The 25,378-nt window shown below is 67.1% G+C and carries 25 protein-coding genes and 1 pseudogene; 16 read left to right on the top strand and 10 right to left on the bottom strand.

Annotated features, from left to right (window positions below; genetic code table 11):
• From G3W89_RS33065 to G3W89_RS07640, 6 genes are read left to right on the top strand one after another with little or no spacing between them, the layout of a single operon-like run.
• On the top strand, nucleotides 1-1,995 hold the full coding sequence (locus G3W89_RS33065) for an ABC transporter permease (protein WP_197893533.1): 1,995 nt from the start codon (nucleotides 1-3) through the stop codon (nucleotides 1,993-1,995).
• Nucleotides 1,992-2,765: an ABC transporter ATP-binding protein gene (locus G3W89_RS07620; RefSeq protein WP_162573514.1), complete on the top strand. Its 774-nt coding sequence runs from the start codon at nucleotides 1,992-1,994 to the stop codon at nucleotides 2,763-2,765. The genes G3W89_RS33065 and G3W89_RS07620 overlap by 4 nt, the downstream gene beginning before the upstream one ends.
• Entirely contained in the window at nucleotides 2,758-3,462 is a 705-nt protein-coding gene (locus G3W89_RS07625) for an ABC transporter ATP-binding protein (RefSeq protein WP_162573515.1), read from the top strand. Before G3W89_RS07620 ends, G3W89_RS07625 begins: the two co-directional genes overlap by 8 nt.
• Nucleotides 3,463-3,501: 39 nt before the next feature.
• Nucleotides 3,502-4,632, top strand: coding sequence for an acyl-CoA dehydrogenase family protein (locus tag G3W89_RS07630; protein WP_162573516.1), 1,131 nt, complete (start codon nucleotides 3,502-3,504; stop codon nucleotides 4,630-4,632).
• Nucleotides 4,633-4,662: 30 nt separating this feature from the next.
• Nucleotides 4,663-5,862, top strand: coding sequence for an acyl-CoA dehydrogenase family protein (locus G3W89_RS07635; protein WP_162573517.1), 1,200 nt, complete (start codon nucleotides 4,663-4,665; stop codon nucleotides 5,860-5,862).
• A 3-nt stretch (nucleotides 5,863-5,865) separates the two neighbouring features.
• On the top strand, nucleotides 5,866-7,479 hold the full coding sequence (locus G3W89_RS07640; RefSeq protein WP_162573518.1) for an AMP-binding protein: 1,614 nt from the start codon (nucleotides 5,866-5,868) through the stop codon (nucleotides 7,477-7,479).
• 22 nt (nucleotides 7,480-7,501) lie between these two features.
• Here G3W89_RS07640 and G3W89_RS07645 read toward each other — a convergent pair whose 3' ends face one another.
• A complete protein-coding gene (locus G3W89_RS07645; RefSeq protein WP_162573519.1) occupies nucleotides 7,502-8,389 on the bottom strand; it encodes a DMT family transporter in 888 nt (295 codons plus the stop codon).
• Nucleotides 8,390-8,558: 169 nt separating this feature from the next.
• Between G3W89_RS07645 and G3W89_RS07650 the strand changes: the two genes are divergently transcribed.
• From G3W89_RS07650 to G3W89_RS07660, 3 genes are all read left to right on the top strand, one after another.
• The gene (locus G3W89_RS07650; protein ID WP_162573520.1) at nucleotides 8,559-10,076 is read left to right on the top strand and encodes a hypothetical protein; all 1,518 of its coding nucleotides are present in this window, start codon (nucleotides 8,559-8,561) and stop codon (nucleotides 10,074-10,076) included.
• 3 nt (nucleotides 10,077-10,079) lie between these two features.
• A complete protein-coding gene (locus G3W89_RS07655; RefSeq protein ID WP_162573521.1) occupies nucleotides 10,080-10,859 on the top strand; it encodes a hypothetical protein in 780 nt (259 codons plus the stop codon).
• A gap of 70 nt (nucleotides 10,860-10,929) precedes the next feature.
• Nucleotides 10,930-12,015 carry a TAXI family TRAP transporter solute-binding subunit gene (locus G3W89_RS07660; RefSeq protein ID WP_162573522.1) on the top strand — a complete coding sequence of 362 codons (1,086 nt, stop codon included), beginning with the start codon at nucleotides 10,930-10,932 and terminating at the stop codon, nucleotides 12,013-12,015.
• 19 nt (nucleotides 12,016-12,034) lie between these two features.
• On the opposite strand, the gene G3W89_RS07665 is transcribed toward G3W89_RS07660, so the two are convergent.
• Entirely contained in the window at nucleotides 12,035-13,222 is a 1,188-nt protein-coding gene (locus tag G3W89_RS07665; protein WP_162573523.1) for a glycoside hydrolase 100 family protein, read from the bottom strand.
• 242 nt (nucleotides 13,223-13,464) lie between these two features.
• Here G3W89_RS07665 and G3W89_RS07670 point away from each other — a divergent pair, with 242 nt between their 5' ends.
• Together G3W89_RS07670 and G3W89_RS07675 are read left to right on the top strand one after the other, a co-directional pair.
• Complete coding sequence (locus G3W89_RS07670; protein WP_162573524.1) at nucleotides 13,465-14,559, top strand: lipocalin family protein; 1,095 nt, start codon at nucleotides 13,465-13,467, stop codon at nucleotides 14,557-14,559.
• Nucleotides 14,560-14,610: 51 nt separating this feature from the next.
• Nucleotides 14,611-15,306, top strand: a complete 696-nt coding sequence (locus G3W89_RS07675; protein WP_162573525.1) for a Crp/Fnr family transcriptional regulator — start codon at nucleotides 14,611-14,613, stop codon at nucleotides 15,304-15,306.
• Nucleotides 15,307-15,315: 9 nt separating this feature from the next.
• Here the strand turns inward: G3W89_RS07675 and G3W89_RS07680 are convergent, their stop codons facing one another.
• Nucleotides 15,316-15,891: a hypothetical protein gene (locus G3W89_RS07680; RefSeq protein WP_162573526.1), complete on the bottom strand. Its 576-nt coding sequence runs from the start codon at nucleotides 15,889-15,891 to the stop codon at nucleotides 15,316-15,318.
• Nucleotides 15,892-16,034: 143 nt separating this feature from the next.
• Between G3W89_RS07680 and G3W89_RS07685 the strand changes: the two genes are divergently transcribed.
• From G3W89_RS07685 to G3W89_RS07705, 4 genes and pseudogenes are all read left to right on the top strand, one after another.
• Nucleotides 16,035-16,187: a hypothetical protein gene (locus tag G3W89_RS07685; protein WP_162573527.1), complete on the top strand. Its 153-nt coding sequence runs from the start codon at nucleotides 16,035-16,037 to the stop codon at nucleotides 16,185-16,187.
• On the top strand, nucleotides 16,184-17,068 hold the full coding sequence (locus G3W89_RS07690; RefSeq protein WP_232076391.1) for a hypothetical protein: 885 nt from the start codon (nucleotides 16,184-16,186) through the stop codon (nucleotides 17,066-17,068). Before G3W89_RS07685 ends, G3W89_RS07690 begins: the two co-directional genes overlap by 4 nt.
• Before the next feature lie 22 nt (nucleotides 17,069-17,090).
• Nucleotides 17,091-17,489 (top strand): annotated as a pseudogene (locus G3W89_RS33640) (LysR family transcriptional regulator); the annotation flags it as partial.
• 52 nt (nucleotides 17,490-17,541) lie between these two features.
• Nucleotides 17,542-17,988 carry a LysR substrate-binding domain-containing protein gene (locus tag G3W89_RS07705; RefSeq protein ID WP_162573528.1) on the top strand — a complete coding sequence of 149 codons (447 nt, stop codon included), beginning with the start codon at nucleotides 17,542-17,544 and terminating at the stop codon, nucleotides 17,986-17,988.
• 18 nt (nucleotides 17,989-18,006) lie between these two features.
• Here the strand turns inward: G3W89_RS07705 and G3W89_RS07710 are convergent, their stop codons facing one another.
• The 7 genes from G3W89_RS07710 to G3W89_RS07740 all read right to left on the bottom strand — a co-directional run bounded on the left by G3W89_RS07710 (nucleotide 18,007) and on the right by G3W89_RS07740 (nucleotide 23,858).
• Complete coding sequence (locus tag G3W89_RS07710) at nucleotides 18,007-19,002, bottom strand: alpha/beta fold hydrolase (protein WP_162573529.1); 996 nt, start codon at nucleotides 19,000-19,002, stop codon at nucleotides 18,007-18,009.
• A 71-nt stretch (nucleotides 19,003-19,073) separates the two neighbouring features.
• Nucleotides 19,074-19,421, bottom strand: a complete 348-nt coding sequence (locus G3W89_RS07715; RefSeq protein ID WP_162573530.1) for a copper-binding protein — start codon at nucleotides 19,419-19,421, stop codon at nucleotides 19,074-19,076.
• Between the two features lie 81 nt (nucleotides 19,422-19,502).
• The gene (locus G3W89_RS07720; protein WP_162573531.1) at nucleotides 19,503-19,994 is read right to left on the bottom strand and encodes a cupredoxin domain-containing protein; all 492 of its coding nucleotides are present in this window, start codon (nucleotides 19,992-19,994) and stop codon (nucleotides 19,503-19,505) included.
• 29 nt (nucleotides 19,995-20,023) lie between these two features.
• A complete protein-coding gene (locus G3W89_RS07725) occupies nucleotides 20,024-21,439 on the bottom strand; it encodes a multicopper oxidase family protein (RefSeq protein ID WP_162573532.1) in 1,416 nt (471 codons plus the stop codon).
• A 27-nt stretch (nucleotides 21,440-21,466) separates the two neighbouring features.
• Entirely contained in the window at nucleotides 21,467-22,888 is a 1,422-nt protein-coding gene (locus G3W89_RS07730; protein WP_162573533.1) for a TolC family protein, read from the bottom strand.
• Nucleotides 22,885-23,229 carry a hypothetical protein gene (locus G3W89_RS07735; protein ID WP_162573534.1) on the bottom strand — a complete coding sequence of 115 codons (345 nt, stop codon included), beginning with the start codon at nucleotides 23,227-23,229 and terminating at the stop codon, nucleotides 22,885-22,887. Before G3W89_RS07735 ends, G3W89_RS07730 begins: the two co-directional genes overlap by 4 nt.
• 119 nt (nucleotides 23,230-23,348) lie before the next feature.
• The gene (locus tag G3W89_RS07740; RefSeq protein ID WP_162573535.1) at nucleotides 23,349-23,858 is read right to left on the bottom strand and encodes a hypothetical protein; all 510 of its coding nucleotides are present in this window, start codon (nucleotides 23,856-23,858) and stop codon (nucleotides 23,349-23,351) included.
• 120 nt (nucleotides 23,859-23,978) lie between these two features.
• On the opposite strand from G3W89_RS07740, the gene G3W89_RS07745 reads away from it, so the two are divergent.
• Nucleotides 23,979-25,241, top strand: coding sequence for a putative Na+/H+ antiporter (locus G3W89_RS07745; RefSeq protein ID WP_162573536.1), 1,263 nt, complete (start codon nucleotides 23,979-23,981; stop codon nucleotides 25,239-25,241).
• The last annotated feature ends 137 nt before the right edge of the window (nucleotides 25,242-25,378 follow it).

Below are 25,378 nucleotides of genomic sequence, written 5' to 3' on the forward strand. Positions count from 1 at the left end.
GTGGTCAATGAACTGATGTTCGCGGTATTCAATGCCGCGGCGTTCGGCATGGCGATCTTCGTGGTCGCCGCCGGCCTCACGCTCATCTTCGGGCTGATGCGCCTGCTCAACATGGCGCAGGGCGGCTTCTTCATGATCGGTGCCTACACGGCCTATTCGGTGATGGGGCGCGACGTGCAGTCGCTCTGGCTGTTCCTGTTCGCCGCGCTGGTGGGCGGGATCGTGGTGGCGCTGCTGGGCCTCGTGACCGACCGGCTGGTGCTGCGCCGGCTGCGCAACGTCGATCCGCACTACGTGCTGATCGCGACCTTCGCGCTCATGATGGTCTGCTCCGGCGTGACCAAGCTGGTGTGGGGCGTCGACTTCTTCTCCGTCAATCCGCCGCCGGGCCTGGACCAGCCGCTCAACCCCTTCGGCATGTTCTTCTCGGCCTACCAGATCTTCGTGATCGCGGCCGGCGTGCTGGTCTACATCGTGCTGGAGGTGGCCATCCACCGCATGTGGTTCGGCAAGCTGATGCAGGCGCTCGCGGCCGACCCGTGGATGGCGGGCGTGCTGGGGCTCAACGTCTCTTTCGGCATCGCGCTGAGCGTGATGGCCAGCTTCTTCCTCGCGGGCCTCGCGGGCGGCCTGCTGCTGCCCAACCAGAGCCTGTCGACCGGGCTGGGCGACTCCTACCTGATGTTTGCCTTCTTCGCGGTGATCATCGGCGGGCTCGGCAACATCCGCGGCGCCTTCATCGGCTCGCTGGTACTGGGCCTGGTGCAGAGCCTCAACACCGTGCTCCTGCCTTCGTTGCCTGGCCTCGCGATCTACGTCGTGCTCGCCGCCTTCCTGCTCTGGAAGCCCAATGGCCTGTTCCCTGCCGTCGGCGCACAGGCCGACTCCGGCAGCGAGGCCCACGGCTCGGGCGCGCTGCATCGCCCGCGCATTCCGCGTGGCGTGTGGCAAGTGCTGGGCGTCGCCACGGTCGGCATCCTGGCGACGCTGCCGCTGTGGGTGAACGCAGGGCCGCTGTACGTGGTCGGGACGGTCCTGGTGCAGGTGATCTTCGCGCTCTCCTGGAACATCCTGTTCGGCTACACCGGGCTGGTGTCCTTCGGGCATGCGGGCTTCTTCGCCATCGGCGCCTACCTCGCTGCGCTGGCGCTGCGGCACATCGCGGGCGTGCCTTTTCTCGGCGTGCTGGCGACCGCGGCGCTGTTCGGCGCCTGCGCGGCGTGGGTCGTCGGCGTGCTGGCGCTGCGCCGCATGAGCGGCGTGTTCCTCGCGGTGCTGACGGTGGCGCTGGCCGAGGCACTGCGGCTCATCATCGGCTTCTCGACCTTGCTGGGGCGGGAGGACGGCATCACCGACATCCCGCGGCCGGTGCTCGACCTCGGCCTGCTGCGCATCGACCTCACCAGCTCCAGCGCCTACTACTGGTTCCTGCTGGTGGCCACGGTGCTGATCACCGCCTTCCTGTGGTGGCTGCTGCACAGCCGCTTCGGCCGCACGCTGCAGACGGTGCGCCAGGACGCGGAGCGCGCAGCCTTCATGGGGACGAACGTCGCACGCTACCGGCTCGCGGCCTTCGTGATCTCGGGCGCGGTCGCGGCGGTGGCTGGCGCGCTGTACGCGCCCTGGTCGCGCATCGTCACGGTGGAGGAGGTGCATTGGCTGGCCTCGGCCCAGCCGATGCTGAACACGCTGCTGGGCGGGGTGAGTTCGTTCTGGGGGCCGGTGGTGGGGGCAGGGCTGTTTGCCGCCATCACGTACGCCACGCGCACGCTGGTGGGCCTGTCGGAGCTGATCGTCGGCACCGGGCTGCTCGCCATCATCCTGCTGGCACCCAACGGCGCGGTCGGGTTGTGGCGCAGCGTGGAGGAGCGGCTCTGGGGCCGGAGGCCGGCCGTGCCGGCGGGCGACGCGGCGGGCGATGCGGCGGGTGAGCCGGTAGCGCGAGAGGCGCGCGTGCCGGCCATCGGCAAGCTCGAGGCAGGAGGCGCGCGATGACCGAAGAGCTGCTGCGCGTGGACGGCGTGCGCAAGAACTACGGCCCGATCGAGGTGCTGCACGGCGTGAGCCTGTCGGCCGCGCGCGGGGAGGTCTTCGCCATCATCGGCCCGAACGGCGCCGGCAAGACCACCATGTTCAAGGTCATGACCGGCGAAGTGCCCTGCGACGGCGGGACCATCCGCTTCGAGGGCAAGGACGTCACCCGCCTTCCCGCGCACGAACGCGTGCGCCAGGGCTTCGGCCGCACCTTCCAGGTCGCGCGCGTGTTCCACGACTTCACCGTGCTCGACAACGTGATCGCCGCCGTCGAGGCGCGCCGCCAGTACCGGCGCGAGCCGCTGGGGGCGCGCTGGCGCTGCGCGCCCTCGGCGGACGTGCGGGCCGAGGCCATGGCGCTGCTGGAAGACGTCAAGCTCCACGCGCTGGCGCAGGAGGCCGCGCGCTTTCTCTCGCACGGCGACAAGAAGCGGCTCGAGTTCGTGATCGCGCTGGCCGGCAGGCCGAGCATCCTGATGCTCGACGAGCCCACCGCCGGCATGTCGCCCAGCGACCGGGCCGACATCGCGCAGCTGGTCGCGCGCACGCAGAAGGAGCGCGGCATCACCGTCGTCATGACCGAGCACGACATGGACGTGGTGTTCGGCCTGGCCGACCGGATCATGGTGATGAACTACGGCGAGGTGGTGTCGACCGGCACCGTCGAGCAGGTGCGCAGCGATCCGAAAGTGCGCGAGGTCTACCTCGGCAAGGAGATGGTCGGTGCTTGAAGTCCGCGAACTCGACGCCTTCTACGGCGACAGCCACATCCTGCATGGCGCACAGGTGTCGGTGAAGGCCGGCCAGCGCGTCGCGCTGCTCGGGCGCAACGGCGCCGGCAAGTCGACGCTGCTGAAAAGCGTGATGAACGCCGGGCCGCGCGTGCGCGGCATCCTGCGCTTCGACGGCCGCGACCTGCATGGCGTGCCGACGCACCAGCGCACCCGCATGGGCCTGTCGCTGGTCCCGGAGGACCGGCGCATCTTCACGCACCTCACCGTCGCGGAGAACATCGCCATGGCGCGCTACGGCGCCTCGGCCGACCGGCCTGCGATCCGGGTGGCGGACATCATCGCCCGCTTTCCCATGCTGGCGCCGCTGCAGCAGCGCTACGGCGGCCAGCTCAGCGGCGGCCAGCAGCAGCTGCTGGCGGTGGCGCGCGCGATGGCCGCCAACCCCACGCTCCTGCTGCTCGACGAGCCGACCGAAGGGCTGGCACCGATCATCGTCGAGGAGATGGCGCGCGATGTCGTGCGCACCTGCACCGAGGGCAACGTGGCGCTCCTGCTGTGCGAGCAGAACATCTGGTTCGCGCGGCGCTGCACCCAGTACGTCTACGTGATCGACACGGGCCGCGTGGTCTTCGAGGGCGACTGGGACCGCTTCGACCAGCACCCCGAGGTGCAGCAGCGCTACCTCGCGCTCTGAACCCGGCCGGACTTTCCAAGCAACCTTTCCGGACATTCCATGGATCTCCAGTACACCCCCGAACAGAACCAGCTGCGCGAAAGCGTCGAGCGCTTCGTGCGCGAGGAATACGATTTCGCGCACCGCCGCAAGCTGGTCGCGAGCGAGCTCGGCCACGACGAGAACTGCTGGCGCAGCTACGCCGATTTCGGCTGGCTGGCCGTGCCCTTCAGCGAAGAGGACGGCGGCATCGGCGGCGACGCGACCGACACCGGCATCGTGATGGAAGGTATCGGCCGCGGCCTGCTGCTGGAGCCTTACCTTGCCAACGTGGTGCTCGCCGGCGGCGTGCTGGCCTCCCTCGGCAGCACCGCACAGAAGGCCAGCTGGCTGCAGCCGATGATGGCCGGCGAACACAAGCTGGCACTGGCCTATGCCGAACCCGAGTCGCGCTACGAGATCGCGCACTGCACGACCACGGCCCGGCGCGAGGGCCAGGGCTGGCGCATCGACGGGCGCAAGTCCCTGGTGCACGGCGGCGCTGCCGCGGACCACTACGTGGTGATCGCGCGCAGCGCCGGCCAGGCCTCGGAGCCGGCCGGACTGACGGCGCTGGTCGTCGATGCCAAGGCACCGGGACTCGAGGTGCGCCCCCATGCCATGCACGATGGCAGCCGCGCCGCGGACCTGGTGTTCGAAGGCGTGCGTGCCGATGCGTCGCAGCGGCTTGGGGAGGAGGGCGCGGCCCTGCCTGTGCTCGAGCTCGTGATCGACCAGGCCATCGCCGCCATCGCCTCGGAAGCCGTCGGTGCGATGAGCACGCTGGTGGACATGACGCTCGACTACCTCAAGACGCGCCAGCAGTTCGGCCGTCCCATCGGCACCAACCAGGCACTGCAGCATCGCATGGTCGACATGACCATCGCGCTGGACGAGGCTCGCTCGATGGCGTTGTACGGCGCGCTGATGCTGGGCGAGGCCGATGCCGCCGCACGCCGCAAGGCGCTCTCGGCCACCAAGATCGAGATCGACCGCGCGGCACGCCGGGTGGGACAGGAGGCGGTGCAACTGCACGGCGCCATGGGCGTGACCGAGGAGCTGGCGGTAGGCCACTACTTCAAGCGTCTCTCGATGATCGGCGTCAGCTTCGGCGACAGCAGCTGGCACCTGCAGCGCTATGCGCAAGCCTGACCGAGCCGCGCGAGAAGGAGGCGGCACGGCATGAATCTCGATCTTTCCCCGCAGGAGCGGGCATTCGAAGCGGAGGTGCGCGAGTTCATCGCGCGCGAGCTGCCGCAGGACATTCGCGAGAAGGTGCGTCTGGACCGGCACCTCGGGCGCGACGACTTCATGCGCTGGCAGCAGATCCTCGGGCGCAAGGGCTGGTTCACCGGCGCCTGGCCGCGCGAGTTCGGCGGCCATGCATGGAGCCCCATGCAGACCATCATCTTCAACCGGGTCGCGGGCGAGATGCACTGCCCCGAGCTGCAGGTCTTCGGGCCGGCGATGGTGGGGCCGGTCATCTACACCTTCGGCACGCCCGAGCAGAAGGCCGGGCACCTGCCGTCCATTCGCGATTCGTCGGTGTGGTGGTGCCAGGGGTACTCGGAGCCGGGCGCAGGCTCCGACCTCGCGGCGCTGCAGACGGCGGCCGAGGACGGCGGCGACCACTACATCGTGAACGGCCAGAAGATCTGGACCTCCTACGCGCATCATGCGGACTGGATGTTCTGCCTGGTCCGCACCGGCCGCGAGGGCAAGCGGCAGCAGGGCATCTCCTTCCTGCTCATCGACATGAAGACCCCGGGCATCGAGGTGCAGCCGATCCGCATGATGGACGGGCGGCACTATCTCAACGCCGTGTTCTTCAACGACGTGCGCGTGCCCAGGCGCAACCTGATCGGCGAGGAGGGGCGGGGCTGGACCTACGCGAAGTTCCTGCTGGAGCACGAGCGCGTGGAGAACGCCAACCTGCGCTTCATCACGCAGGAGCTTCAGAAGCTGCACCGCGTGGCAGCGGAAGTGGGCAGCAATGGCAAGCGTCTGGCAGACGACCCCTCCTTCATGGCGGAGGTTGCCGCAGTCGAGGTGCAGTTCAAGGCGCTCGAGATCGGGCTCTTGCGGATGCTGTCGGACATGGATGCCGGCACGCCGCCCGGGCCGGGCAAGTCCTCCTTCATCAAGATCCGCGGCACCGAGATCGCGCAGCGCATCACCGAGCTGCTGGTGCAGGCGAGCGGCCCCGATGCGCTGCGCTACCAGCCCGGGCCGCTCTTCGGCCAGGGAGAGGACGCGCCGATCGGCCCCGCGCACGCGCTCGGGCCGGTCGCGACCTACCTGTTCTGCCGCGCCATGACCATCTACGGCGGCAGTACCGAGATCCAGAAGAACATCATGGCCAAGCACGCGCTGGGCCTGTAGAGCATGAACGACGACGACATCGACTACCTCCAGGGCGAGCAGCCCCTGCACGACTACCTGCGCGGCCACGCCCGCCGCCAGCCCGGCAAGGCCGCGCTGCTGTGGTACGGCCGCGCCATCAGCTATGCCGAACTCGACCGCTGGAGCGATGCCTTCGCCCAGGCGCTGCACGAGCGCGGGGTGGCCAAGGGCGACCGGGTGGCGCTCTTCATGCAGAACTGCCCGCAGTACCTCATCGCACACTTCGGCATTCAGAAGATCGGTGCCATCGTGAGCCCCTGCAGCCCGATGTTCAAGGCGCACGAGTTCGCCTACCAGGTGGGCGACCTCGGTGCCAAGGCGATCGTGGCGGCCGACCACCTGGTGCCGATCGTCCAGTCGGTGGCCGATCGGGTCCGCGTGCCGCATGTGTTCTGCGTGCGCTACGCAGACTTGCTGCCGCAGGTGCCGAGCCTTCGCGTCCCCGGCGAAGTGGCGGCGCGCGAACCGCTGCCCGAAGGCACGCTGGACTTCCACGCGATCGTGACCCGCTCCGGCGACGTGAGCGCACCGGCGGTGCAGCCGTCGATGGACGACGTGTCGCTGATGACCTACACCTCTGGCACCACCGGCATGCCGAAGGGGGCCATGCTCAGCTACCGCAACGCGCTCTACAAGACGGCCGTCGGGCAGGAGATGTTCCGCATTCGCGAGGACGACGTGATGCTGGCCGTGGCACCGCTCTATCACATCGCCGGCATGATCTGCGGCGTGACGATGCTCGCCTACACCGGCGCAACCGTGGTGCTGCTCAACCGCATGGACCCGCTGGCCGTGCTCCAGGCCATCGAGCGGCATCGCGTGAGCTGGTGGTACGCCATGGCGCCGATGCTGGTGTCGACCATGAACGAGCCGGGTGCCGAGCGCTTCGACCTGTCGTCGCTGCACACCACCATGGCGACCAGCTTCGGCATCAAGCTCACCGAGGAGCTGGCCCGGCGCTGGAGCGCCTTCGCCAACGACTGCCTGGTGTACGAGGCCGGCTACGGGCTTTCGGAGACCCACACCAACGACGTGCTCATGCCGCGCGATGCGGTGCGCTGGGGCACCAACGGCGTGCCGGGCCGTGGCGTGGAGCTGAAAATCCTCGACCCCGAAGGCCGCGAGCTTCCGCCCGGCGAGAGCGGCGAGATCGTGGTGCGCAGCCGCGGCGTGTTCCACGGGTACTGGAACCGGCCCGACGCGACCGCCGAAGTCCTGCGCGACGGGTGGGTCCACACCGGCGACATCGGCAAGATGGACGACCAGGGCTACCTCACCTTCATCGGCCGCGTGAAGGAGATGATCAAGGTGTCGGGCTACAGCGTCTTCCCCGAGGAGGTCGAGTCCATCCTGATCCTGCACCCCGGCGTGCGGCAGGTCGCCGTGATCGGCGTGCCCGATGTCGACAAGGGCGAGGTGATCAAGGCCTTCGTCGTGCCGCAGCCGAAGGGCATCGACGCGGAGGAGCTGCTGCGTTGGGCGCGCGACAACATGTCGCACTACAAGGTGCCGCGCCAGCTGGAGTTCCGCGAGTCGCTGCCGGCGAGCGGAACGGGGAAGGTGCTGCGCCGGCTGCTGAAAGAATCGGTCCGCTGAGGTGGCGCCCGCTCCCGCGGGTTCAGGGCCGCAGGGTACGCGAGAACTTGAACGACCATCCCAGGTTGAGCCCCGCCGCGGCCACCAGGATCGCCGCGGCGCCAGCCAGCTGCTCGAGCTGCAGCCGATGATCGAAGGCCACCATGTCCACGCCGATCGCCACGACCGGATAGACGAAGGAAAGCGCGCCCACTGCGTGCGTCGGCAGCTTCTGGATCGCGCCGTAGAGCAGCACGAACACCAGCCCGGTGTAGATCACGCCCATGACGGCGAAGCTCCCCCAGGCCCTGGCGTCGGCAGGCAAGGCCGAGAGGTTGGCAAAGGGCGCAATCATCACGATGCCCACGCACACCTGCGCCAGCGCGATCATGTGCGGGGGCGTGCCGCTGAGCTTTTTCGTGATCATGGCGGCGACCGCATAGAAGAAGGCCGCGCCGAGCGCCATGAGCACGCCCGCGACATAGTCGGCGCCGGTGTAGCTGGCGCCGGGCTTCGCCTGCACGATCAGCACCACGCCGGCGAAGGCAATCCCCAGCCATCCGAGCTGGGTGCTGCTGACCCGCTCGGAAAACAGCAGTGCGCCGAGCGCAACCATCATGAAGGGCTGCGTGTTGTAGACCGTCGTCGCGATGGCGATCGACGCGCGCGAGAACGAGGCGAAGATGAGCAGCCAGTTGAGCACGATGGCGACTCCGCCCAGCGCCGCCCACCCGAGCAGGCGAAGCGAGAGCTTGCCGCGCAGCATGCCCAGGGCGGCGCAAACCGCCAGCAACGTGGCCGCGCCGAATGCGCAGCGCCAGAAGAGCAGGTCGATGACCGGCTGGCCCGAGCGGACGACGAACCAGCCGATGGTTCCTGAAATCACCATGGCGGCGGTCATCTCGAGCGTGCCGCGTGTCTTGTCGATCATCGTTGGGGATCTCTGGGGCTTGTTCGAGGTATCGATCGGGAGGGCCAGCCCTGCATTCTGAAGCCACGGCCGAATCCGATGGGGGCTGCGCGCCCAGAGGCGGCGGCATTGGTGATTCCCCTCAAAAGTAGGGACGCACACATGAGAACCAACGCACTACACTGAGCCGATGTCCACTTGGCTGACCTCGGCGCTTCAGAGAGAGCACTGGGCGATTGGCGACCAGACCTGGTCGCGCAATCCGGCAACGGGTGTCTTCGAGCTGGCCGACTACAAAGGATGGGGCGCGCCCCCGCAGGCGTGCGACCCTCTCGACCTGGCGCCCCTGGTGGGCGCCCGTGTGAGCGTCGACGGGGCAGATCGGGCAGGCAAGTCCGTCGCGCTCTATCCCGGGCCCTTCAAGTTCTCTCCCGTCACGGGCAAGGCGCTGCCCGCGCCATCCGCTGCCCATCGGGGCACCTGGTTGCCGCCCTTCGGCGGTGACAGCGCCACCGAAGATTCGCCGCAGGGTTTGCGCCTGACGGCCGCACCTCTCGCGCTGCGTTCGACGCTGTCCATCGAGTCCCTGCCCGACCGCCAGCTGGCGGCGCCTCCTGCGGGCCACTATCAATTTCTCGTCAGCGCGTGCCAGACCTGCGACGCCCGGTTGCTCGCCATGGAGTTTTCGCGTGGACGCATCTACCACTGGCTGCCGCACTCGGAACGATGGCTGGAGCTCCGTCCCGCCGGCGCGCAGGCACTCGGCAGGAGTTCTCTCGGCCAGGAGGCCTGGGGCATGGCGTTGCACGATCCGCAGGGCGCCAGCAGGATCTTCATGCCGACCGACGACGGACTGGCCATCGTCTCCATCAACCTGATCGCCGGAACCTTCCAGTCGCACGTCGTCGGCACCCGCTGCCTGGGCGCGCCCATCCTGTGGCAGGACAAGGTGTACGTGCCGATGCTGCAAGACGACGGCAAGCTGGGCGTTCATGGCCTGGATCCGGCGGGCACTGCGCTTTTCCGGGTCGAAGGGCCCGGGCTCGATGCCGCCCCGGCGGCGTGGGTCCGCCCGCTGGCCGATCGCCGGCAGATCGTCTGGATGTCGGCGGCGGGGCAGCTGCTCGTCAAAGCCGGCGACGGCGACAGGCTCGAAACATCCCTGCTGCCCTGGCCGCCCGGCGTCGTGCCGAGCTTCGAGCTCGGCAGTCCCTACCTGTCGCGCAGTGGGCATCTCTGGCAGCAGTGCGCGCTGCAGGAGGGGGGCACAGAAGGCGAAGGGGGGCAGCGCTTCGCCTTCGTTCAACTGGGCCTTCGCGAGCCGGAGATCAGGCCGGCCAGTTCGCCTCGACTGAGCACCGGCGCGGCGTGCTTCCAACGCGATGCGCGCCTGCGGATCGCACCGTGGTTCGATGCCGACATCTCCATGGATTCCGAGGCCGGCGAAGTGGTCATCCCCCTGCTGGAATCGACTTCGGCATCGACCGTGCTGTGCGCGCGCGTGGCGAGCACCGCCGCGACGGACACCCTCTTCGCATCGAACGAGGCGCATACCGCCACCTTCGAGCTGCATGGCGAGAACGACGTGCAGTTCTGGGTTGCCAGCCTGCCGCGGCCCTGGGCGACCCAGCCCTTCGTCTATGCGGGCCACCTGTATCTCTATCACCCCGACAAGCGTCGTTTGCCAGGGTGGCGGATCGACCCATGAGCGGTGCTTGACCTGTTTCTCGACATGGCGAACCTGGCGGAACTGAAACTGACGTTTTCGCAGCCGTGCAAGCGCTGTGCCCAACTGCTGTATGGGCGCGTCAAGTTCTGTCCGTACTGCGGCGGCGAGAGCGACGCACCCCGGTGGGGCGACGAGGCCGCGAACACGGCGTTCGGGCCCGGGCGTGCGGCCTCTGATACCGCCGAACCGGTGGCATCGCTGGCGGACGAGTTCCCCGCCATGCCGGAGGACGAAGCGGGAGAGACGACCGATGGTCCCATCGCCCCCGAGCTCCGCAACGAGGCCCGCGAGGAGCTGGGCCTGGACATCGCCCATATCGTCCCGGCCGCCTTCGAGTGGCCCGACGAGCTGCCGCTTGCGATCACGACGGCACAGCCGCGAGCCCCCGCGTTGCACCGGCGGCCGATTCTGAAGTACACCGCGATCGGGGTGGGGATGGCCGTGTCCGCGCTCGCGCTGGTCCTCGGCTATATCCGAACCAGCCAGGAGGGCGACGCCCGGAGATCGCAAGCGCCGATGGCGCAGCCGGTTCAGGCGCAGATCGCGCCGCGCCTCGCTGCCGCTGCATCTCCCGCCGAGTCGCGCACTGAGCCGCCGCAGGCCGTGCAAGCCCCGGCCGCCGCGCCGGTGCCGGTCGTGCCGGTCGCAGCGGCCACAGCCGTTCCCGCGTCGCCGATGCCTGCGCCGGAGACCGCGAAGGCTGCGTGCAACGAAGCTCTTGCGGCATTGGCCCTGTGCCCTGACGCGGGGGCCGCGCGATGAGCGGAGAGAGCCGCGCGCTGCCGGACCATCCCGATGCCGCGACCCGCGACGAAACCTCGAAGGAGCCAGCATGCGCATCCGATCACTGCTGACGGGACTGATAGGGATCGCCCTCCTGCCCGCCGCCCTCGCGGCGCCGGCCACGGCCGAGTACAAGATCGTCACCGCGTCGAAAAGCGGTACTTACATCCAGATCGGCCGCGACTTGGCCAAGTGGGTCGCCGAGCCCGCCGGCATTGATCTCGAGGTCCTGGAGTCGAAGGGCTCGGCGGAGAACGTGCATCGCATGCGCTTCGAGCAGGGGGTCAAGCTTGCGCTGGTGCAGTCCGACGTCTACCAGGCCTTCCTGGACCAGGCGAAGGCCGGCAGCGCCGATGCGGGCAACATCATCCGGCCGCTGCGGCTCATCTTGCCGTTGTACGACGAGGAGATCTATTTCGTCGCGCGCGCCGATTCGCCGCTCAACAGCATCCACGAGATCAGGAACAAGAAGCTTGGCGTCGGCGCGCTCGGCAGCGGCACGGCGCTCAGCGCGAGAACGCTCTACCAGCTGATGTTCGGCGAGCCGATACCTGCCGCCAACGCGCAGTACCTGAACAACGAGGAGGCGCTCGCCGCGCTGACGGTCGACAAGTCGATCGACGTCGCCATCATCGTGGCCGGACAGCCCGCCAAGCTCTTTACCGACATGAAGCCCGAGGCGCGCAACTTCATCAAGATCCTGAAGCTGGACGAAAAGGCGCCGGAAACAGCCAGGGTGACGAAGACCTACTTTCCCGCGACCATCCGCGCGACGAGCTATCCCAGCTGGCTCACGGCCGACATTCCGACCCTGACCATCAAGGCCTACCTGGTCACCTACGACTATGGCCTGCAGTCTACGGTCGGCAACCTGGGCCGCTTCGCCGAATCGCTCTGCACGAATTTCGACAAGCTCCAGGCCAACGGGCATCCCAAGTGGAAGCAGGTGAAGCTGGAGCTTCCGGCACTGAGCCAGGGGTGGCGCTACTACCCGCCGATGGAGAAGCGGCTGCGGGCCTGCATTTCGTCGCAAACGGCCTCGCGGGTCGGGGCCTTTGGCAAGGCGACCCCCCAAGCCCCGCCCCAACGTCCCTGCACGGAGCAGGAACTGGTGCTGGGCATCTGCAACAGGTGAGGCAGCAGGGCGCGACCCCTCACCAGCCCGCCGGCTCGCCCAGGAGCGCACGCCGGGCCAGCAGGAAGGTGGCGGCATTCCAGCTCTGGCCCGCCATCCCCCTCGGCGCCAGCGTCCGCCCGTGGAACCATTCGGTGAAGCGCCAGTCGTCAAGCGCGTTCACGTCCGCCAATCGCGCAAGCTCCGACCATGCCGGCTCGTGCAGCCCCAGGCGCGCCAGCATCATGACCCAGAAGCCGCCGACGAAGGGCCAGATGCCGCCGTTGTGGTACTGGTGCACGAGGTTCTGCTGGTGACGCCCCATGTAGAGCCGCCACAGCGGGTGCTGGGGCGTCAGCGGATACAGCACCACGCGCAACGGATAAGGCACGCTGGCATTCGCCGCGCTGAGGGTCTCGACGATGCGGTAGGCCATGGCGGTATCCGCCAGCCCGCTCTGAATGGCGAGCACGTTGCCGAACACGTCCCCTTCATGGCCGACCACCGAGAGGTTGACGAAGCTCAGGTAGAGGCGCGGGTCGCGCTGCCCGCGGCGCGCGTAGTGCCGCAGCAGCCGCGCGCGGTGATATTCGGGCAGCTCGGCCTGGAAGGGATTGAACAGGTGGTTGAAGTGGTAGTGCGTTGCCTCGGCGTGGTCCAGGCCGTAGCGGCGCTTCACCTCATACCACAGCGTGTTGGTGTAGAGCACGTAGCCCGAGCGCGGCATGATGTCGGCCCAGTCGCTGGCCTCGTTCTGCTGCAGCAAGCGGAAGTGCTGGTGTTCCTGCGCCAGCAGCCAGCCGATCGCGCGCCCCACTCCGTCGCTCCAGTGCGTGGGGCCGACCCGGCCATGGCGGCGCACGTGGTCCACCGCGATCAGCCACCACAGGGTGGCGTCGATGCAGCCCAGGTACCAGAAGTCGGCATCGCGGCCTTCGGGGTCCACGTACTTGGGGATCTGTCCGTTGGCCGCCTGCTGCGCCGCCAGTGCATCGAGGCTGTTCACCGCGCCTTGCTCGAGGGCGGGTACGCCGCTGCCGCACATGGCCATCACGCAGATGGCGGCGTCGCGCCCGAAGATGCGCGTGTAGCGCCGCGCCTCGGCGGCTTCGGTGCGGCTGGCGGCAAGGATGCCGTGAGGGGTCAGGTTGCGCTCGAGCAGGTCGAGCGAGGCCTGGGCGCAGGTGTCGATCAGTGCACGGGCGCTAGCGTCGAGATGATGGGTCATGGGTCTTGGTCGTGTCGTCGCCAGGGGAGTCTGCCAGCGGCAATTCTCGCGGCTTGCGATTCGATGCGACCTTGCGTGGCTAAGATGTCCGCCGATCGGGTCGATGGACCCGCAGGCGAAAGGACGCCCCGAACATGAGTGCAGACGATCCCGTTCGACAGAAACGCAGGCGTTCCCCTTGGGAACGCGCCCGCTCCCTCTCCCGCGCACGGGCGCGTGCGCGGGCGCGCAGGAGGGGATTGATGGTGTTCTTCGGCGTCGTGGCGATCGTCATCGCAGTCGTCGGCGCCGGGCTGTACCAACTCTCGGCCTCCGAGCGCGAACCGTCTTCCACGATGGCTGCGGCGCCGCCGAAGGCAGGCGGGAAGTCGATGGAGCGAACGGCCGCGCTCCCGCCCCTCAACCTGCCATCCGACGATGCGCCGCACGGGTCCGCCATGGAGTGGTGGTACTACAGCGGCATCCTGCGTGCAGAAGAGGGCCAGCGCTACGCGGTCCACATGGTCGTCTTCGTGGCCAACGGACTGGTCAAGCACACCGTCATGCATGCAGCGCTGACCGACCTCCAGTCCGGCAAGCGCTATGTCAGCCAGAGCCGCACCGCCGGCACACCCGCGAGGAGCGTCGCCTACGGCTTCGACTTCAGGCAGGCGGGATGGCAGCTCACGGCATCGCCGTCGTTCCACGTGCTTCAGGCTGGCTTCGATGGGGCGTCGATCGCCGTCGACCTCGGCATTTCCGGCCCTGTCGTCGCGCACCGCGCCCCGGGGTCGGAGACACCCGGCCTGCTCGACTTCGGCAAGAGCGGGATCAGCTACTACTACTCGCGCCCCCGGCTGCCCACGCGCGGCAGCATCGCCATCGCAGGGAAATCGGTCCCGGTGAGCGGCGAGCTCTGGTTCGATCACCAGTGGGGCGAGTTCGATGTCCTGACGCTGGGCTGGAACTGGTTCGCCTTGCATCTGGACGATGGATCCGACCTGATGGTCTACGAGCTCTTCGACACGGACGGCCGCAAGGTCATGACCGCAGGCACCCTGTCGAACGCCCAGGGCTCGCAAGCCATCGAGCCGGGCCAGGTCGAACTGGTGCCCGGCCGGACATGGACGAGCCCGAAGACCGGCATCGGCTACGTCGTCGAATGGGACGTCAAGCTGCCGACGGGCGTCCTGAACGTCAAGCCCTTCTTTGCCGACAGTGAATTCGATTCAGGCGCAACGACCGCGAACGTCTATTGGGAGGGGCCTGTCAAGGTGAGCGGCAGCCGCCAAGGGCAGGGCTTCCTCGAATTGAGCGGGTACGACCGCTTGAGCGCCAGGCAGTCCAAGAGCAAGTGATACTGCGCCGGCATCATCCCGCCCAGGACCGTACCGGAGAAGGAAAGCTTCATGTCAACGATCGCCCTGTTCGACACTGCCGTGGCCGCGTTGAATGCGTCGCTGGCCACGCCGTCCGGCATCGTTGCGCTGTGCTCCGCCGGCATCGCCGGCACGCTGGTCATCGTGAGCTCCTTTGTCAGGACCATGATCCCCCTGCGCTGCCTGGCGATCGGCGGCAACCTGGGCTTCCTGATCTACGGCGCGCTGCATCCGTCGCTGATCCTGGTGTTGCTGCATGGGGCGCTGCTGCCGATCAACATCTTTCGCGCAGCCCAGATGGTCAGGCTCACGCGCCGGGTGCAGCTTGCGGCAGCAGCCAGTGATTTTTCCGGGGTCTGGCTGCGGCCCTACATGCGCCGGCGCCGCTTGCGGAAGAATGCCGTGCTGTTCCGCAAGGGCGATGCCGCCAAGCGGCTGTATTTCCTGGCCGAGGGCCAGATCGAGTTCGTCGAGATCGGGCAGACCATGGAGCCGGGCCGGCTGTTCGGCGAAATCGGCTTCTTTGCGCCCGACAAGCGGCGCACGCTGACCGCGCGCTGCGCCACGAACTGCACTGTGCTGCAGATGGATGAAATGACGTTCAAGTCGCTCTATTTCCAGAATCCGGCCTTCGGCTTCGAGGTCGTGACGCTCGTGGCGGGCCGCCTGCTGGCGGACCGGAAGCGGCTGGAGGAGAGGCTCGCCGCCGAATTGCCGGCGGCATGAGACGAGCGATCAACGCGCGTCGCCCAAACGCACCGGCGCTTGCTCCTGAAACATCGGCTTGATCGAAGCCGCCAGGAACTGTTCCCTGGCGACCACCAGCGGGCTGCGGTGTGCATCGGTCTGGAGTCTGTCGATGGCGCATCGGGCAATCGCCTGGGCACTGAACCGATCGTTCGAAAGGCGGTGGAGCTCATCCGAGAAGGCGAGCAGCCAGGCCTCTTCGGGGGTCGGCGTGCGCGGGTCCCAGAGGGGGTCTTCGTGGCTCGGCGCCAATGCCCGCATGTCTTTCTTCGCGTCTCGCACGGCCGACGAGCGGAGCGCCGCGGTGAAGGCCCAGGCTTCGCGTTGATCCTTGTCGAGCGCTATCTCCGGTTCGGGTCGCTGTTCGCGCTGAGTCGCAGCGATGGCGTCCAGATCAGCCGCCGTCAAGGGCTCTGCCCCGTTCGCACGTGCCTTGAGAGCCACATCGAGGGCAAAGAACCAGTGGGAGGGGACCAGCGGGTCCTTGCACAACATTCGCGAGACAAGCTTCGCGGCCTTGGGACTCATTCGCTGAATCCAGTCGTAGCAATCGTTCCAGTGCATTCGCCGCCTCCATCATGTAGTCAGTGTGTCTCCATGTGGGCAATCGACGTGCCTGTGCACCGGCTGGCTCAGGCGACCGGCGACTGTCGATCTATATCGCTTTCGTGGCGCTTGCGCTGCAGACTGTGCCGACATGGAAATCCATGCTTGCCGAAGCAGGCAGCGAGCAGGATTCACTGCATTTCATGCAGGAGATCAGTCGCTGCTATCCCTTCTTCCCTGCGGTCGCCGAACAACCTATTGCAAATGCGACTAGCCACGGAACAGGCGCAGGAACACAATGCGCAACATCATGAAACGCCCGACAACCCTTTGCCGCCTGGCGCTGTGGTTCTGGTTGCTGATCCTGCCGGTCGCTGCACAGGCGCAGGCACAGCTCGGGAGCGCGGCTGCCCTGCGGGCCAAGTACGACGCCGTACAGGCGCAACTTGAGCGAAACGTCTTCGAAAGGCCGCTGGTGCTCGAGTCGACTGAAGCCTCCGGCCAGTTGAGCGGCGACATCTTCGCGGTGCTGAGTCACCCGTTCGCCCAGGTGAGCGGCTCCCTGAGCCAGCCGGCCGTCTGGTGCGACGTGCTCATGCTCCACCTCAACACCAAGCACTGCGCAGTGCGCGGAACAGCCGCCGCCAGGATGCTCGCCGTCTCGGTCGGGCGCAAGTTCGACCAGCCGCTTTCCGACGCCCAACGGGTCGAGTTCATCTGGCAGCCGCCGAACGTCGCCGACGACTACCTGAGCGTGCGGCTGAGCGCCGACAAGGGCCCGCTGTCGACCCGCGACTACCGCATCGAACTCGAGGCGACGCCGCTCGGCAACGGCAAGACCTTCATCCATCTCGGCTACGCCTACGCGTACGGCGTTGCCGCGCGCATCGCGATGCAGGGCTATCTTGCGACGCTCGGCGCGGACAAGGTGGGCTTCACCGCCACCGGCAAGGACTCGGCCGGCGAGCCGGCGTACGTCGGGGGCGTGCGCGGCGTGGTGGAGCGCAACACCATGCGCTACTACCTCGCCATCGACGCCTACATGGACGCCCCCAAGCAACTGCCGCAGCGCCTCGCGACCTGGTACGACAGCACGGAACGCTACGCGCGGCAACTGCACGAGGTCGAGCGGGAGGACTACCTCACCATGAAGCGCAACGAATACAAGCGTCTTGCAAGCAACGTGGCCGAATGAGCGCGGCGCTCAATCGAGCGAGATGTGCGCCCTGAGCCTGTCGTCCCTGAAGCTGATCGCGGCCATCGAACGCGAGGGCAGCCTGTCGCGCGCGGCGTCCACGCTGCACATCGTGCCCTCGGCCGCGAGCCGGCGCATCACGCAGCTCGAATCGGCGACCGGCACGGCGCTCCTGCACCGGACCACGCGCGGCGTCGAGCTGACGGCTGCCGGCCTTTCCGTGGCGCGCTATGCGCGCTCGATGATGGGTGAAGTCGCCGCGCTCGACGAGGAACTGCAGAACCTGCAGGCTGGCGTGACCGGGCGCATCAAGCTGGTGGCCTCCATCTCGGCCATCGTGCAGCACCTGCCGCAGGACCTGTCGGTGTTCCTGCGTGCGCATCCCGACATCAAGGTCGAGCTCGCCGAACACACCAGCGCGGACATCGTGGGGCTGCTGCTGCAGGAGCGCGCGGACATCGGCGTCCGTCTTCGTGTCGAACGGCGAGGTGCCGGGGCTCGAGCTGCGGCCTTATCGCTCGGAGCGGCTTGTGGTCATCCTGCCGGCCCGGCATCGCCTCGCGAAACGCAAGGCACTGCGCTTCGAACAGTTGCTTCGAGAGGAATGGGTGGAGCTGCCGCCCGGCACCGCGCTCGCGAGCCGTGTCGCCGAGGAGGCGCTGAAGTTCGGCGTACGGCTCAAGAGCCGCATCCAGGTGAAGGGCATGGATTCGGCCAGCCGGATGGTGCGGTGCGGCCTGGGCATCGGGCTGCTGCCGCAGGCAAGCGTGGGACAGCAGGCGCAGTTTCCCAACCTGGTGTGCGTGCCGCTGAAAGAGTCCTGGGCCGAGCGGACCAGCTACCTGGCCGCGGCGTCGCGCAGCCGGCTCTCGGCGGCCGGCCAGGCGCTCTGGTCGGCGCTCGGCAGCACGGCGCGTTGATGCGCACGCGGGAGGCGCTCAGTCGTCCTTGTCCTTGTGCCCTTGGCCATCGGTCAGGAAGTCGAATGTGGCCTGCCAGGTTTGCGGCGAGTTCAGGATGCCGAGGTGGCCGGTGCGCAGGATCGGGTCGTAGGCGCCTTGCCCTGTGAGCACGAGTTCGCGCGCACCACGCAGGCTGGCGCTCCTCGAAAAGTCGTTGGGCCTGCCGAACGAATCGACGGCGGGCACCGGCGCCACGGCGCCGTCCTGGACCGGGAAGTAGACGAAGCTGGCATCCCCGTTGCGGATGACCAGCACGCGCGTCGGCCCGTCGTTCTCGCGGCCGCCGTTGCGGCCGTTGAGCAGGCGCAGGAAGGGCGTGTCGGGTGAACCGAGCTCCTGGCACACGTCACTGGCCGGGGTAAAGCCGCCCGCCGCCGGCGCCTGGAAGTAGTTGGCGGGGTCGGGTGAGCAATTGATGATGCCGTGGTTGGGGCCGTCGATCGCCACGAAGCGGCGCACCAGGTGCTGTGCCTCGTCCTGCCGCATCCATTCGCGCGCCAGCGTCACGCCGAGGCTGTGGCCGACGATGTCCACGCGCTTCGCGCCCGTGAAGTCCATCACCGCCCGCACGAAACGGCGCAGGTCCGGCACGTTGGCCGCGTTGGTGTGGGCGATGCTCGAGCGGCGCGTCTGGTCCGAGGCAAGGTCGCATTGGTCGCCCTGGTAGCCGACGCCCCAGAGCTCGCTGGTGGCGTAGCCGTTGTCGGCCAGGAATTGCGCAAGCGCCTGGACGCGGCCGTAGGGGCTGCAGGCGGTGGCGAACGGCGTGTCGTTGTTGCCGTGGATGAGGATCACCGGCGTCCGCGTCACAGGGCCGGCAGCACCGAAGCCGATGAGCGGCTTGGCAAGCGAAGTGTCTTCCATCGAAGGAAAGCCGGGCGGCAGCGTGTTGCCTACGATGCCCCCTGCCTGCACGGCGGCCGTGGCGACGAAGGCTGCAAGGGCGGCGGCATGGCGAATCCACGTTTTCATCAGCGGTCTCCTTCTCTGCGGCGGGGATGATGCCGGTGAACGGCGGTGCTGGCAAGGCCGCCCATTCCCGGCTAGCGCGCAGCTTCAAGTCTGGTGACGGTGAACTTGCCGTCGATCTTCTCGGCCTGGAAGCGGACCTTTTCACCCGCTTGGACGTTGTCCAGCATGGCTTCCTCCTTTACTTGGAAAACCATCGTCATGGCGGGCATGTCGAGGTTCTTGAGCGGACCATGCTTGAGCGTTAGCTTCTTGCTGTCCTTGTCCACCTTGCGGACCTCGCCCTCGACAAGCTCGGCAGACGTTGTGCTGGTGGCTCCGCCGGCAAACGGCGCTGCGCCGTCGCTGGGCTGCGCAGCGGCGATGTTGGAGATAGCGAGAGCAGCAGCCGAAGCGAGGAGTGCGAATCGAATGTTGATCATGGGAATTCCCTGGCTGAGAAAGTATTGAGGAAGAAGGTCCTGTGGTTGGAGCACTGAGCCCCGATGCTGGACCAGCTGCGCCTACCTGGCAGACTTGGACACGTTCACAACACCTTTCATGCCGGCGTCGTAATGGCCTGGTTGCAGGCACGCGAAATCCTGCTTTCCGGCCTTGGTGAACTGCCAGACGATCTCGCCGGTCTTGCCGCCGGCGAGGGTCACCATGTTCGGATCGGCGTGTTCCATCTCTGGGTTTTTCTTCATGACTTCGTAGTGCTCCTTCAGCGCCTTCTCGGTGCCGAGCACCAGCTCATGCTTGAGCTTTCCGGAGTTGGTGACGACGAAGCGCACAGTCTCTCCTTGCTTCACGTCGATGCTGGAGGGAGTGAAGCGCATGGCGTCGGACATATCGACGTTGATCGTGCGCGTGACCTTCGAATCGATGCCGGGCTCGCCGATCGCGGCATCGTGGTCGCGCCCGTGGCCGCCGGCATGCTTGCCAGTGGCGAAGGCGCCAGTCGAGACGATGGCGATCATTGCTGAGAGCGTGGCGCCAGAGATGGATCTGTTCATGGATTGTTTCCGATGAGATGAGTGAAGCGTCAATGGCCTGAGTGGCCGCTGACGGGCTTGCGGACGTGAACGTCGATGTTCCTGGCCGGCATATTCCGCGTGGGCATGGCGGCTGCGCCTGCGCTGGGGGATCGAGGCGGATCAGGCAACTGCCCATCGAACTCGTAGGCAACGGTGCCTTTGGGATGCTTGAACCATCCCGGGTTCGAGTAGTCGCCCGGCTTCTGCCCTCGACGCACCTTGACGACGCTGAACATGCCGCCCATCTCGACCGAGCCGAAGGGGCCTTCGCCACCCATCATCGGCGCGGTGTTGTCGGGGATGGGCATCTCCATCTCGGTCATGTCGGCCATGCCACGCTCGCCCATCACCATGTAGTCGGGCACGAGCCTGGTGATCTTCCGGACCATGTCCTGGTGATCGACGCCGATCATGGTAGGCAAGTCGTGGCCCATCGCGTTCATCGTGTGATGGCTCTTGTGGCAGTGGAAGGCCCAGTCGCCTTCCTCATTCGCGAGGAACTCGACCTGGCGCATCTGGCCGACCGCGATGTCGGTCGTCACTTCCTGCCAGCGTGCGCTCTTCGGCGTCGGGCCGCCGTCGGTCCCCGTGACGACGAACTCGTGCCCGTGAAGATGCATCGGGTGGTTGGTCATCGTGAGGTTGCCGAAGCGTATGCGCACCTTGTCGTTCAGCCTGACGTTGAGCGAGTCGATGCCAGGAAAGACCCGGCTGTTCCACGACCAGAGGTTGAAGTCCAGCATGGTCATGATCTTCGGCGTCGCGCTGCCGGGTTCGATGTCGTAGGCGTTGAGCAGGAATACGAAGTCGCGGTCCACCTCCTCGATCAGCGGATGCTTGCCCTTCGGATGCGTGACCCAGAAGCCCATCATCCCCATGGCCATCTGCGTCATCTCGTCCGCATGCGGGTGGTACATGAAGGTGCCCGGCCTGCGCGCGACGAAGTCGTAGACGAAGGTCTTGCCGGGTTGAATGGGCGGTTGGGTCAGGCCGGCAACGCCGTCCATGCCGTTGGGCAGGCGCTGGCCGTGCCAATGGATGGTGGTGTGCTCGGGCAGCTTGTTGGTGACGAAGATGCGGACGCGGTCGCCTTCGACCACCTCGATGGTCGGACCTGGCGACTGGCCGTTGTAGCCCCACAGGTGAGCCTTGAAGCCGGGCGCCATCTCGCGAACCACGGGCTCGGCGACGAGGTGGAACTCCTTGACGCCGTTGTTCATGCGCCAGGGCAGCGTCCACCCGTTGAGCGTGACGACGGGGCTGTAGGGCCGTCCTGTCGACGGCGACAGCGGCGGCATGGTGTCCGGCTTGTCCTGGAGCACAGGCTCCGGGAGGGCGGCCATCGCCACCTTGCTGACCGAAGCGGCGGCGAACGCGGTCGTGATGGCACCGGCACCGCCGAGAAAGTTGCGTCTGTTTGTCATGTGGGTGTGTGTGTGTCGAAGCGCCACTCAGTGGCCGTCGCTGGAGCGTCCCCGCGGACTTGAGGAGGTCATCCGAATGGATGCAGCAAGGGGCTTGCCGATCACCGATGCAGCCAGGGCCGCATCGGCGAGCCAGAACTGCTGCTGGGCATGGATGGCGTTGTTCACGCCAGTGATCTGGTCCCGGGCCTCCGCGAGCAGCTCGAAGACGCCGATCAGCATTCCGTTGTAGCGCAGCACGTTCTCGTCCTGCATGGCTCGGCGCAGTGGCACGATCTCGTCCCGGTAGTGGCGCGCGATGTCGTAGGCCGTGCGATACGCCGAATAGTCCTCGCGCAGCTGAGAGCTCGCGCTTCGAACCGTGGCGTCATATCGGTTCGCGGCCGCAAGCGCCTGGGCATCGAGCGCATCGCGCTGGGCGGCTCCCCAGTCGAAGAGGGGCAGCCGAATGTCGAGCTCGAAGCCGCGGCGCGTGTCGCGGCTGCCGCCCTCGAAAACGGTATCCCGACGCATGCCGGCCTCGACATCGATGATGGACGACAACAGGTTCAGGCGCTGCGACCTGCCGGCAATGTCGAGCTCTGCGCGGGCCTGCTGCACGTCCAGGCGCTGCTCATTGGCAGTCTCCGCCACCTCGCGTGCTTCGCGGGGCGCCTTGGGGAGATCCGGCAGCCGCTCGGGCAGCGTCAGCCCGGGTGCTTGCGCGGCGTCGAGGCCCAGGGCGCGGACAAGTTCCTCGCGCGCCGAGGTGGCGGTGTGGCGCGCCGATGCGAGCTGCGTCGTTGCTTCGGCATAGAACACCTGCTGGCGCGCGCGCTGCAGCTTGCTGAAGTTGCCGATCAGCTGCATGCGCCGCGCCAGTTCCGCGCTCGCTTCGGCCGACTCCTTGACCTGCTCGGCGTACTGCAAGGACTGCCGTGCCGCGACAGCCCGAACCCATGCCTGCCGCACTTGGGTCACCTGGTCCACCGCCGTGCTGGTCAACTGGACCTGTGCCGAGGCGGCCTGGTCGCGGGAGATCGAGAGTCGCTGCGGCAGAAGAAGGAGATCCACGAGGCCGAACGACAACAAGCGCCCGATCTCGAGCTCGCCGCCCAGGCGCATGCGCTCGAACGTCAAGACCGGGTTGGGCAGCCGGCTCGTCTGGTTGGCCGATTCGATATCGGCCCAGCTTTGCGCAACCAGCGCCTGGACTGCAGCGCTGTTGGCAAGCGCCAGGCGCACGGCGTCGTCCTGCGACAAAGGCTTGCCGAGCAGCTCTTGCGAGAGGGCCGCGCGAGCGCTTCGCTGCTCCCTGGTGCGGCTGAGCTCGAGCTTTCCGCCCGTGAACTGCGATGCCGAGGAATTGGCCTCCTTCAGGGCGTCATCGATCCTGACGGAGGCACAGCCCGCCAGGACCGCGGCGGCCAGCACGACACCGGTGAGCCGCAGAGCGGCGGTGCGCCTCACGGTTCCTCCTTCGACAGCGCCGGCGCCGGCTTCGGCGTGGCATGACCCGCGTGCGGATCGGCCGCACTGGAAGGCTTTCCATCGGCGGCTCCGGCGCCTTCCCTGGCATAGGCTCGCCAGCCGCCCCGCTGACGGACCGTTCTGTTGGCCTCCTTCCAAGGGACTGGCTTCTTGTCGACGAAGGCTTTGTAGTCCTCCATGGCGGAGCGATAGGCAATTGATGGTGCGGGGTTGGCAGCTGCCGCGGTGTCGGGCGCAGGGGCGCCGGTCTGGGCGCCGGCTCCGCAGGCGGCCAGGGCCGGCAAGACAGCCAGCCATCGGGCTGGCAGGAAATTGAACATGAGGTCCTCGCGATGTTCATGAACGGCATGCCGTCAGCGAGCCCGCAAAGGGCGTGACGGCACGAACGGTGCATGCGCGTCCCGTCACCCGCAGCAGAACTGCCGGGCGCCGGACGCGGTTACGCGCGAGGTGGTTTGTCTGGGACGCGTGGCGACACAGTCGCGATGGCCCGCAGCGGCTCGACCAGATCGGCCTGGGGCAGGCCGTGGAGGAGCGGCGTGTCGAGCGTCGGCATCATGCCGACCGCGTGACACGGGGCGCAATTGCCGCATTTGTGAGCTGCATCTGCATCCGACGGCTCGTGATGTGCGTTTGCAGCGTCATGGCGCACCGCGTCGTGATCGCTGACCGCACTCGAGCTCACACCTGAAGGATGGTGCTCTGCGTGCAGCGTGCCGTGATCGTGTCGACCGTGGTCGTGGACCTTGCCCGAACTTGAACTCGCATGCGCCGAGACGGGCGAGCAAAACGCCATGGCCGCTGCCGCATAGCCCTGAAAGGGCACTGCAAGCATCATGAGCCACAGCAGGATTGCGCGGAAATCGACCATTGCCGAAATTGTATGAGTTTGCCGGGCCTTGTCTAACGCACCGAGCATCAGGCGCTGAGCAGTCTCGTCGGTGAGCATGATGCAGGGAAGCGCTGGCACCGCCCGATTAGAATTTGCGCTGGGTGGCATGCCGATTCGGGCATTCCAGGATTTGCGCAGGTCGGGCCGCCTCGCTGCTTCTCCATGCCCGGGAACTGCATGTCCGACATCTCGATCCATTGGATTGCTGCAGCCATTTTTGCCGTCGCATTGCTGCATACGTTCAGCGCGAAGCAGTTCGAACGTCTCTCGCATCGCTATCCGCGTCACGCCGGCCTGCTTCACCTGCTCGGGGAAGTCGAGGTTGTCTTCGGCTTCTGGGCCATCGTGTTGGTCGTGGTGATGGCGGTGGTCGCCGGCGGCAAAGAGGCGCTCGACTATGCCGAGTCGCGTAACTACACCGAACCACTTTTTGTCTTCGTGGTCATGGTGATCGCGGCCTCGCGCCCCGTGCTGCGCACCGTGATGTCATTGGTGAACACCATTGCCGGCATTGCGCCCATACGCACCGAACTCGCTACCGCATGGCTCGGCCTTGCAGCGGTGCCGCTGCTCGGCTCGCTTGTCACGGAGCCTGCCGCAATGACGATTGCGGCCCTCCTGCTCGCACCGCAGATCTTCCGGCCGCACGTGCCGGAAGGCGTGAAGTATCTGGCGCTCGGCGTGCTGTTCGTCAACGTTTCCATCGGCGGCACGCTGACCTCCTATGCCGCACCGCCCGTGCTGATGGTGGCGACCACGTGGCAATGGGACAGCGCCTTCATGCTCTCCACCTTTGGCTGGAAGGCGGCAGTCGCGGTGCTGTTGAACGCGAGCATTGCCACCTACGTGCTGCGCGGCCATTTGCATCGCCCCTCTACGAACCGACCGGACCTGCCGACCGAGGCACGCGTGCCGCTGTCAGTCGTTGCGGTGCATTTGGGACTGCTGGCTGGGGTGGTCCTGTTCGCCCATCATCCAGTGGTGTTTCTCAGCTTGTTCCTGATGTTCCTCGGGTTCACGCAAGCCTACGAGCGTCACCAGAGCCCGCTCATCCTGAGGGAGGCACTACTCGTCGCCTTCTTTCTTGCGGGACTCGTCGTGCTGGGGGGCATGCAGCAATGGTGGCTGCAGCCCATCGTCTCGGGTCTCGCGCCCATCGCCCTGTTCCTCGGTGCTATCGGTCTTACCGCCATCACGGACAACGCGGCATTGACTTACCTCGGTTCGCTGATTGTCGGCATCTCCGACCCGTCGAAGTACATGCTGGTGGCCGGCGCGGTGGCTGGAGGCGGTCTGACCGTGATTGCCAACGCGCCCAATCCTGCGGGGGTGGCGCTGCTGAAGCGAGGCTTTGCCGACGAGACGATTGGCGCGGGCGGCTTGCTGCTTGGCGCCCTGGGGCCGACCGTCGTTGCAGCTGCGGCGTTCTTGTTCCTGTAGTTGCGGATCCATGGGCCTGACTACAATGAGGAAGATGCAGCATTCAGGTCTTCACACCTACCGCAAACCGGCACTCTCGCCCGTGAGCACGCTGCCGCTCGGCTACTTCTGCTCGGTCACGCCTCCTTAGCGGACCT

It is taken from the genome of Variovorax sp. PBL-H6, assembly GCF_901827155.1.
GTDB lineage: Bacteria > Pseudomonadota > Gammaproteobacteria > Burkholderiales > Burkholderiaceae_C > Variovorax.

Coding starts and splice junctions, on each gene's coding strand:
- G3W89_RS07620 (WP_162573514.1), top strand. CDS start 1,992: ATGACCGAAGAGCTGCTGCGCGTGGACGGCGTGCGCAAGAACTACGGC.
- G3W89_RS07630 (WP_162573516.1), top strand. CDS start 3,502: ATGGATCTCCAGTACACCCCCGAACAGAACCAGCTGCGCGAAAGCGTC.
- G3W89_RS07635 (WP_162573517.1), top strand. CDS start 4,663: ATGAATCTCGATCTTTCCCCGCAGGAGCGGGCATTCGAAGCGGAGGTG.
- G3W89_RS07640 (WP_162573518.1), top strand. CDS start 5,866: ATGAACGACGACGACATCGACTACCTCCAGGGCGAGCAGCCCCTGCAC.
- G3W89_RS07645 (WP_162573519.1), bottom strand. CDS start 8,389: ATGATCGACAAGACACGCGGCACGCTCGAGATGACCGCCGCCATGGTG.
- G3W89_RS07650 (WP_162573520.1), top strand. CDS start 8,559: ATGTCCACTTGGCTGACCTCGGCGCTTCAGAGAGAGCACTGGGCGATT.
- G3W89_RS07660 (WP_162573522.1), top strand. CDS start 10,930: ATGCGCATCCGATCACTGCTGACGGGACTGATAGGGATCGCCCTCCTG.
- G3W89_RS07665 (WP_162573523.1), bottom strand. CDS start 13,222: ATGACCCATCATCTCGACGCTAGCGCCCGTGCACTGATCGACACCTGC.
- G3W89_RS07670 (WP_162573524.1), top strand. CDS start 13,465: ATGGTGTTCTTCGGCGTCGTGGCGATCGTCATCGCAGTCGTCGGCGCC.
- G3W89_RS07675 (WP_162573525.1), top strand. CDS start 14,611: ATGTCAACGATCGCCCTGTTCGACACTGCCGTGGCCGCGTTGAATGCG.
- G3W89_RS07680 (WP_162573526.1), bottom strand. CDS start 15,891: ATGCACTGGAACGATTGCTACGACTGGATTCAGCGAATGAGTCCCAAG.
- G3W89_RS07685 (WP_162573527.1), top strand. CDS start 16,035: ATGCTTGCCGAAGCAGGCAGCGAGCAGGATTCACTGCATTTCATGCAG.
- G3W89_RS07690 (WP_232076391.1), top strand. CDS start 16,184: ATGAAACGCCCGACAACCCTTTGCCGCCTGGCGCTGTGGTTCTGGTTG.
- G3W89_RS07710 (WP_162573529.1), bottom strand. CDS start 19,002: ATGAAAACGTGGATTCGCCATGCCGCCGCCCTTGCAGCCTTCGTCGCC.
- G3W89_RS07715 (WP_162573530.1), bottom strand. CDS start 19,421: ATGATCAACATTCGATTCGCACTCCTCGCTTCGGCTGCTGCTCTCGCT.
- G3W89_RS07720 (WP_162573531.1), bottom strand. CDS start 19,994: ATGAACAGATCCATCTCTGGCGCCACGCTCTCAGCAATGATCGCCATC.
- G3W89_RS07725 (WP_162573532.1), bottom strand. CDS start 21,439: ATGACAAACAGACGCAACTTTCTCGGCGGTGCCGGTGCCATCACGACC.
- G3W89_RS07735 (WP_162573534.1), bottom strand. CDS start 23,229: ATGTTCAATTTCCTGCCAGCCCGATGGCTGGCTGTCTTGCCGGCCCTG.
- G3W89_RS07740 (WP_162573535.1), bottom strand. CDS start 23,858: ATGCTCACCGACGAGACTGCTCAGCGCCTGATGCTCGGTGCGTTAGAC.
- G3W89_RS07745 (WP_162573536.1), top strand. CDS start 23,979: ATGTCCGACATCTCGATCCATTGGATTGCTGCAGCCATTTTTGCCGTC.